Annotated in this window: 11 protein-coding genes and 1 tRNA gene; 10 read left to right on the top strand and 2 right to left on the bottom strand. The window is 37.4% G+C overall.

Annotated features, from left to right (window positions below):
- Positions 1 to 111 precede the first annotated feature (111 nt).
- A tRNA-Ile gene (locus tag ESP02_RS12215) sits at positions 112 to 185 on the top strand.
- A 146-nt stretch (positions 186 to 331) separates the two neighbouring features.
- Here ESP02_RS12215 and ESP02_RS12210 read toward each other — a convergent pair.
- A complete protein-coding gene (locus tag ESP02_RS12210) occupies positions 332 to 829 on the bottom strand; it encodes an isochorismatase family protein (protein ID WP_025478514.1) in 498 nt (165 codons plus the stop codon).
- A 39-nt stretch (positions 830 to 868) separates the two neighbouring features.
- The gene (locus tag ESP02_RS12205; RefSeq protein ID WP_002306615.1) at positions 869 to 1678 is read right to left on the bottom strand and encodes a Cof-type HAD-IIB family hydrolase; all 810 of its coding nucleotides are present in this window, start codon (positions 1676 to 1678) and stop codon (positions 869 to 871) included.
- 333 nt (positions 1679 to 2011) lie between these two features.
- Between ESP02_RS12205 and ESP02_RS12200 the strand changes: the two genes are divergently transcribed.
- From ESP02_RS12200 to ESP02_RS12160, 9 genes are all read left to right on the top strand, one after another.
- Positions 2012 to 2869 carry a glycosyltransferase family 8 protein gene (locus tag ESP02_RS12200; protein ID WP_010732559.1) on the top strand — a complete coding sequence of 286 codons (858 nt, stop codon included), beginning with the start codon at positions 2012 to 2014 and terminating at the stop codon, positions 2867 to 2869.
- A complete protein-coding gene (locus ESP02_RS12195; RefSeq protein WP_002291262.1) occupies positions 2862 to 3764 on the top strand; it encodes a glycosyltransferase family 8 protein in 903 nt (300 codons plus the stop codon). Before ESP02_RS12200 ends, ESP02_RS12195 begins: the two co-directional genes overlap by 8 nt.
- A 32-nt stretch (positions 3765 to 3796) precedes the next feature.
- Positions 3797 to 4147 (top strand): iron-sulfur cluster biosynthesis family protein, encoded by a 351-nt coding sequence (locus ESP02_RS12190; RefSeq protein WP_002374667.1) that lies wholly within the window; start codon positions 3797 to 3799, stop codon positions 4145 to 4147.
- A gap of 48 nt (positions 4148 to 4195) precedes the next feature.
- A complete protein-coding gene (locus tag ESP02_RS12185) occupies positions 4196 to 5119 on the top strand; it encodes a magnesium transporter CorA family protein (protein WP_002374669.1) in 924 nt (307 codons plus the stop codon).
- A gap of 79 nt (positions 5120 to 5198) precedes the next feature.
- The gene (locus ESP02_RS12180) at positions 5199 to 6092 is read left to right on the top strand and encodes an SDR family oxidoreductase (protein ID WP_002291266.1); all 894 of its coding nucleotides are present in this window, start codon (positions 5199 to 5201) and stop codon (positions 6090 to 6092) included.
- Positions 6093 to 6129: 37 nt separating this feature from the next.
- A complete protein-coding gene (amaP, locus tag ESP02_RS12175; RefSeq protein WP_002291268.1) occupies positions 6130 to 6693 on the top strand; it encodes an alkaline shock response membrane anchor protein AmaP in 564 nt (187 codons plus the stop codon).
- A 13-nt stretch (positions 6694 to 6706) separates the two neighbouring features.
- On the top strand, positions 6707 to 6895 hold the full coding sequence (locus ESP02_RS12170) for a DUF2273 domain-containing protein (protein WP_002291274.1): 189 nt from the start codon (positions 6707 to 6709) through the stop codon (positions 6893 to 6895).
- Positions 6896 to 6907: 12 nt separating this feature from the next.
- Positions 6908 to 7780 carry an Asp23/Gls24 family envelope stress response protein gene (locus ESP02_RS12165; protein WP_002374671.1) on the top strand — a complete coding sequence of 291 codons (873 nt, stop codon included), beginning with the start codon at positions 6908 to 6910 and terminating at the stop codon, positions 7778 to 7780.
- A gap of 31 nt (positions 7781 to 7811) precedes the next feature.
- Positions 7812 to 8054, top strand: a complete 243-nt coding sequence (locus tag ESP02_RS12160) for a GlsB/YeaQ/YmgE family stress response membrane protein (protein WP_002291278.1) — start codon at positions 7812 to 7814, stop codon at positions 8052 to 8054.
- The last annotated feature ends 72 nt before the right edge of the window (positions 8055 to 8126 follow it).

Below are 8126 nucleotides of genomic sequence, written 5' to 3'. Positions count from 1 at the left end.
CAAGTCAAGTAAATAAGAATAAATATATCATATTATTTATATTTTGAAGCTTGTGAGCGTCTATAATTCGTGCTATAGTTAAAAAGTAACTAAAATATATCTCATGATGATGTACCTTTAGCTCAGTTGGTTAGAGCAGACGGCTCATAACCGTCCGGTCGTAGGTTCGAGTCCTACAAGGTACATAAGAGGTTGTGAAAAAGCCGATCTACTTTTGTAGAAAAAGCACGTAAGACTGAAAACAGTTCTTCGTGCTTTTTCTTTTTTAGTTTGCTTGTTAAATGATAATAGAACTTATATAAAGAATAGACTGTAGCATACGTGTGTCTGTCTATTCTTTAGGTTCGATGATTGAAACATTGAAATCTTTCAGAAGTGCCAAAGCAGATTCTCCATGTTTTCTGCTGGAAACTAACGTTGGATCAACAAAAAAGTCAGCTTCAGGGAACGCACTCTGCAAGCCTATCAGATTAGAGAGCACACATAAGTTTGTTTCGATCCCAACCACTTCGATCTCTTTTTGTTCTTCTTTGCTTTCAAACAAAGTCTCCTTGATTTCAGCTAAAGTTTCAGGGGGGATCGTAAAATAATACTTTTTGATCACTCGTTCATGGGGAGAAAGAAGAGGGATCAATTGCAAATCTTCCCGTTCTTCTTCTTTGTCCTTCAGTTCGACTGGAATATCCCGTGTGAATAGAATATATTCCTTGTTTTTACGTGCTTTAGCTAATCGTTTAGCAATGCGTTCCGCCAATTGGTCTGATTCTGGAATATAAAATTCGCTGTTTGGATCAAGAATATGATTTTGCATATCGATAATAACTAACATCTTCTTTCCTCCTACGTTCATGACGTCATTTTTTTATTTTCAATAGAAGTTTTTTAAAATATAAGCAACCCCAGCTTCCTCATTTGTCAGCGTTACTTGGTTTGCAATTTCTTTTACTTGCCGCTGTGCATTCCCCATCGCAATACTCAACCCACTATAATTCAACATAGCAATGTCGTTTTCTTGATCGCCAAAAGCCATGATGTCACTCGACTCGATTCCAAGGTAATCCGCCAGAAAAACAAGTGAATGAGCTTTAGTGATACCTGTAGGCGTGATTTCTAAGAAATGTGGATCAGAGAATACTGAATTGATGCCGTCTGCTTGCAGATCTCTTTGTAGCTTCTGTAGTTTTTCTTCACTCTTATCTGTTAACGCTAATTTAAGATAGCTAAGAGAAGGATCTTCTAACATACTTAAAATTTGATCAAAAGAATGATTCTGCAGATTGAAATGTTCATAATAGGGGTCGTCTTTGACAAGATTTGATTCATCGAATGTCAGCTGATCATCTTGGGTTTCTCGGCTGGCAATAATTGAGATTTTTGCTTCTTGAGCATAGAAGAAGGCTTTTTTCAGAGTATCGATATCTATTTTCGAACGTCTGAGAACCTTTGCCATCTTTCCATCCTTCATTTCAGCAATCAGCGAACCATTGGAAGAAATCAAATAGCCGCCGATTCCTAATTCGGAAAAAATATCTTTAGCAGAAATGCTGTTCCTTCCTGTAGCTACTGTTACGATTCCGCCATTTTCATCAAATTTCCGAAGTGCTTGGATATTTTCTTCTGGTATCTTTCCATTTCGATCAAGCAAGGTACCGTCTAAATCAATCGCTGCTAGTTTCATTTTATCTTCCTACTTTCTTTTTACATATCTATTTTCCTGTTACCTTAAGATTAAATGAGAAATTAAAAAAATGAAACTAACTTGCTTTGCCGTTATGAATTTTTTCAAAAAACATTCTTAAGAAAAAGGTGGCTATATATAGTAGTTTTTGGTCAATACCTTTGAATAAAAAGCCATGAAAAACGAATAGTTATCGCTTACCAATGCGTTTTGTAATAAAAAAATTTTAAAATATTCAATGAAAACAAAGCATATATTTTGCTTTAAAACCAAATGAGGAATATTCTAGATGTAGAACAGGTTAGAAAAAGATTAGAAAAAGGAGTGATTTTGATGGAGAAGAGATACGGCGTAGTTCCTGTGGTGACTGCTTCAGACGAAAATTATGCTCCTTACTTGAGCGTGATGATCGCAACTGCATTAGAAAATTGCAATAAAACAAGACGCATAAAATTTTATGTGATTGACGATGGTCTATCAGAATATAGTAAACAAGGATTGGAAGAAACGGTAAATAAATATTCAAGTAATGCAAGTATCCAATTCCTGACAGTGGAAAAAGATATCTACGAAGACTTCCTAGTCAGCGACCATATCACAACTACCGCTTACTTAAGAATTTCTTTACCCAACTTATTAGCTAAAGAGGATTATAAGAAAGTCCTTTACTTAGATTCAGATGTGTTAGTGCTAGACGATATCGTAAAACTATATGATGAACCATTAAATGGAAAAACGATCGGCGCCATTATCGATCCAGGACAAGTGAAAGCATTGGAAAGATTAGGAATAGATTCCAATGACTTGTACTTCAATTCAGGGGTGATGGTGATTGACATCGATCAATGGAATAAAAAAGAAATTACAGAAAAAACTATCCATTATTTAAGTGAAAATGGTGATCGAATCATCTATCACGATCAAGATGCTTTGAATGCTGTCCTTTATGAAGACTGGGAACAACTTCATCCAAAATGGAACATGCAGACTTCTTTGATTTTTGAACGACACCCAGCACCAAATGAAAAATATGAACGTCTTTATAAAGAAGGAAATGAAAAACCTTCGATCGTTCATTTTACAGGCCATGATAAACCTTGGAATACGTTGAAAGATCATCCGTATACCAATTTATACTTAAAAAAATTAGCACACAGTACTCTAACGAAAGTAGGCGAGATCAATGAATAAAAAAGAAATAGCAGTAGTCGCAAGTTGTAACACAAAATTCGTACCGCATTTAGCTGCATTATTTGTCTCAGTATTAGATAATTGCAACCCGTCTAAATTTGTTCGGTTCTATGTGATTGACGACGATATCGATTTTGAAAGCAAACAGCTTTTACGCTTCTCAGTGAAAAATGCACGAATGAATTCAGATGTAGAATTTTTGAAAATCAATAAAGAATTCTTTACAAATGTAGTAATCAGCGATCGTATTCCAGAAACAGCTTATTACCGCATAGCGATTCCAGAATTGTTCCGCGGCACGGAAGTCGAACGTATCTTATATATGGATTGCGACATGATCGCTTTACAAGACATCTCTAAATTATGGCGTCTTGACTTCGGTGATTCAATCGTAGCAGCTGTTGAAGATGCTGGATTCCATCAACGATTAGAAAAAATGGAGATTCCAGCTAAATCAATGCGTTACTTCAACTCAGGATTGATGCTAATCAATGTGAAAAAATGGTTAGATGAAAATATTACGCAAAAAGTATTAGACTTCATCGAACATAATCCAGAAAAATTAAGATTCCATGACCAAGATGCATTAAATGCAATCTTGCATGATCGTTGGCTTCCGCTTCATCCGCGCTGGAATGCACAAGGCTATATCATGGCTAAAGCAAAGAAACATCCAACAGCAGCAGGTGAACGTGAATACGAAGAAACGCGCAACAATCCTTACATTATCCATTTCTCAGGACATGTGAAACCATGGAGCAAGGATTTTGAAGGACCAACGAAGAAATATTACGAAAAATATGCAGGGATGACGGCGTTCCGTTGTGTGGCTAAATTCCCTAAATATCCAAAATATGCAAAAGTTCAACAAAAAACAGACGTAGTTGTTAAATAATAGAAGACTACAACTGAACAGGGGGAGTAGGAATGGAAATTACAATGTCTAAAAATGCAGTAGAGACGTTAATCGAAAAAGTGGGGGAAAATACAAAAATCGCACTCGCTCTCATCAATGATTCCGATCCATTTTTAAGGGACAAAGGTGCTTTTGCAAAAGGCAGCTTTTTCCAAATCATTCCTTTTGTTTCGGAATTTGGAGAGTATGCAACAAAAATCGAGCATCCTTTATTGGAAATCTATACATCTAAAGTAGAGCAAAGTTATTTCGGTAAACGATTGAACATGGACTTTAACAAACAGCTTGACAGCTTCTCATTAGAAAATGAAAATGCAGTACTCGATTATAATATCAAATTAAAAAACTGCTTCTTCAGCTAATCGTTTTTGAAAAGTCCAGAAAGGAGGTATACATTGAGATACTACTTTGTGGATGATGAAAAGAAAGTAACAGAAACAGATGAAAAAAAATACAACTGGCTTGTACTTGATAGTGCAAAGCCCGAAGAGATCCAGCAGGCAATCAAAGAATTCGAGCTTCCAGATGACATTTTCGTAGGCACGGAATATCCGGAAGAAGTTTCTCGGATGGAACGCCTTTATGAGACCAAATTAGCGCATCCATTTTCTTTGGTTGTAATCAATCTAGATCAGTCAGATAACCGTATCGAAAAAAAATTGACACCAATATCTTTTGTACTTTCCGATAATCTCTTGATTACTTGTATCGATAGAAAGACCGAGTTCGTGGATCGCTTGCTGACAAAGCATGGAGATCATTTAAACTCGTTTGAAAAGATCATCACGTATACATTACTGGATATTTATACCCATTACGTGAAAGAACTAAGAGAAATGAAGAAGCGAATTGACGCTTTGGATAAAGCAGCCCGTAAAACGACGGAGAATGAGGAACTGTATAAACAGGCAGATCTGGAAAGAGACATTGTGTATATCGATCATACCTTAAGAGATCAGCGGGAAACAATGGATCAATTATGGAATTCTGAAACGTTTATCAAACGTTTAGATGATGAACAGTTACTTTATGATGTTCATTTGAGACAGCGTCAAACAGAAAAAATGATTGAAATCTATCGAGACTTATTGGAGAGTATTGGAGATTTATTCAATGGGATGATGGACAATAATCTAAACCATATCATGAAATATCTAGATTCAGCTGCACTGATCATCTCCGTTCCGGCGTTGTTTGCAGGGCTTTGGGGAATGAATACAGGAGGATTACCGGGTAAAAGCTCTGCTTTAGGATTTATCCTCGTAGTATTCGGCTCTTTGATAGCAGCGGTGGTTTTAGGCTACCATCTATACCGAAAAGATTATACGAATTAAACAAACTATTTAAAACAGGTATCAAACAAAGAAATTTGTTTTGGCAATACAATTTAGAAAAAATTGGAGGAATACAGCAATGACAGAACCAAAATTAATCGACCCACGAAATCTGTACCATACGGAGAAATTTCCTAAGCAAGATCAGGATACGCCAGCTTTACAACAGAACATGATTCCTGTTCCTGATTGTGGTGAAGAATCCTATGAGGGCAATAATCAGCTGGAAAATCGCCGTGTACTAATCACTGGTGGCGATTCAGGGATCGGTCGAGCAGCAGCGATTGCATTTGCTAGAGAAGGTGCAGACATCGCTCTTCAATTCTTCCCAGGAGAAGAAAAAGATGCAGAAGAAGTAGCCAAATACGTCAAAGATGCAGGACGTAAGATCGTCTTACTCCCATTTGATCTTCGTGATGAACAAGCGCCTAAAGAAATCATTGAAAAGGCTGTAAGTGAGCTTGGCGGGCTAGATACGATGGTATTGAATGCAGGGCAGCAAATTTCTTGCCAATCCATTACTGAACTGCCACTTGAACAAATCAAAGACACATTCATGGTCAACATCATCGCTATGTTTGCTTTAGTGAAAGAAGCTGTTCCGCATATCCCAGCAGGAGGAGCAATTGTTACAACAACTTCTGTCCAAGCCTTCAATCCAAGTGAACATTTGTTGGATTATGCAGCAACAAAAGCTTCAATCGCTAACTTTACGATCGGCTTAGCAAAACAACTTGCTCCTAAGGGAATCCGTGTAAATGGTGTAGCACCTGGTCCAATCTGGACACCGCTACAACTAGACGAAGGTCAGCCTTCTGATTCGATTCCTGAATTTGGTCAGCAAAGTTTACTAGAACGTGCAGGTCAGCCAGGAGAATTAGCACCGGTCTATGTCTTCTTAGCATCAAATAAAGCAAGTTATGTCACAGCTCAAATTTACGGAGTAACTGGTGGAGAAGCGATCAACTTATAAAAAGTTGATCGTTTCACCCCTATAAGGAGGTGCGAAAATGAATAAAGGAGTAAAAACGCTTGGAGTGATCGGAACGTTACTTTTGCTATCTATACTCTTGTTTGCGATACTATTAAGTGCAGCCTATCCACTGCCTTTTCAATTAGAGAAGTTTCGATTCTTTTCCATCACTAATTCATATGTGCAACAATATGTATTCTGGCTTGCTGTTGCATTTGCTATTTTGACGATTATCACATTGCTTGTTTTCTTGTTTTATCCAAAAACAATCGGAACCTTTTTACTGAAACATGGTGATGGGGAGTTGACGTTGGATAAAAAAGCAATCGAAGGAATGGTTCGTTCTCACTTGCATGAAGATGAATTTATCCATTCACCAAAAGTAAATGTCAAAGCAACGAAAAACAAGATCGCCGTCAATGTAAAAGGGGAGCTGAAACGAACTTCAGCACTCATTGGTAAAACTGGAACATTGATGAAAGAAATCGAAAACGAAGTGCAACACATATTAGGCACAAAAGAGTCAGTGAAAGTATCGGTGAAATACACAGGTTTTGAAGAACCAGCTAAACGAAGCAATGACCGCAAACGAGTAGAATAGGGGGGGACCAAAAATGAAAGAACTATTTTCGACATACAAGCTCCCTATCATCTTTGGGGTACTTGGGTTGATATTAGCCGTTTTATGGATTACCGTCGGCTTTTTCAAGACTTTATTGATCTTGATCATGGCAGCTATCGGTGTCGCTATCGGTTTTTATTTGAAACAAACGAAAATTTTAGATCACTATTTTAAATCTTAGGGGGAAACATCCATGAATAACAATAACAAAAATAATAACAACAATAAAATGAACAACCAAAAACCAGTGTCTGCACATCCAGACCCAACGACACCAAACCAATCAAATGGTGTGAACGATGAAAAGAACAAAACAGCACCAGTATCTGCACATCCAGATCCAGTCGTGCCAAATGTTCAACAAGGTGTAGAAGAAAAGAAACATGACGCAGAAAAACATGCGCCTCATCGTCCCGGCTCTCCAGAATCTAAAGTTCCAGAACAACATGATGCAATCGATCCTTCTAAACCATTAGAGGAACAAAAGCATCCTTCTGATCATGCGAAAGCACAAGAAAAACTTGGTTCTCAACATACAAACGACCAAAAAAACCATGGCTCTGAGCAAGAAGATTCGATGCGCGGTGAGTTGAATTATGAAGATAAAGTGGTGCAAAAAATCATTGGAATCGCAATTGAACAAGTAGACGGCTTATTATCTGCAAACGGTGGTTTTTTCTCTAATGTGGCAGGAAAACTTGTGAATACAGATAATGTAACGGCTGGGATCGAAACAGAAGTCGGTAAAAAACAAGTAGCAGTTGACATGGATATCATTGTGGAATATGGCAAAGATATCGAAAAAATCTTTGAAGAAATGCAAGAAGTAATCGGCAAAGAAGTAAAAAATATGACACACTTAGACGTCATCGAAGTCAACGCTAACGTAGTGGACATCAAAACAAAAGAAGAATTTGAAAAAGATCAAGAAACGGTGCAAGACAAAGTAACTGACGCAGCGAAAAAAACCGGTGAATTTGCTTCTAATCAAACAGATAAAGTAAAATCAGCAGCTGGAAGCGGCGTTGAAAAAGTAAAAGAAAATACAGAACCACGCGTTCAGTAATAAGGAAGCAAAACATTAGGAGGAACGAAACATGGGATTTATTTGGTCACTTATCGTCGGAGGAATTATCGGAGCAATTGCAGGAGCAATCACGAATAAAGGTTCTTCGATGGGGATTATTGCAAATGTCGTAGCAGGTTTAGTTGGATCAGCACTTGGTCAAGCATTATTAGGTTCTTGGGGACCAAGTATTGCAGGAATGGCAATCGTGCCATCATTGATTGGTGCCATCATTTTAGTACTGATTGTCTCATTCTTTGCTAGAAAACTGTAAAAAGACTTTTAAAAAGAGGTCGTAAAAAAGCTGTTCTTCATCAAGTAATAAGAACAGGCAAACAAAAATAGC

The sequence above is a fragment of the Enterococcus sp. NBRC 3427 genome (assembly GCF_007996925.1).
Classification (GTDB): domain Bacteria; phylum Bacillota; class Bacilli; order Lactobacillales; family Enterococcaceae; genus Enterococcus_B; species Enterococcus_B lactis.
This window is presented reverse-complemented; position numbering and strand designations above follow the sequence as displayed.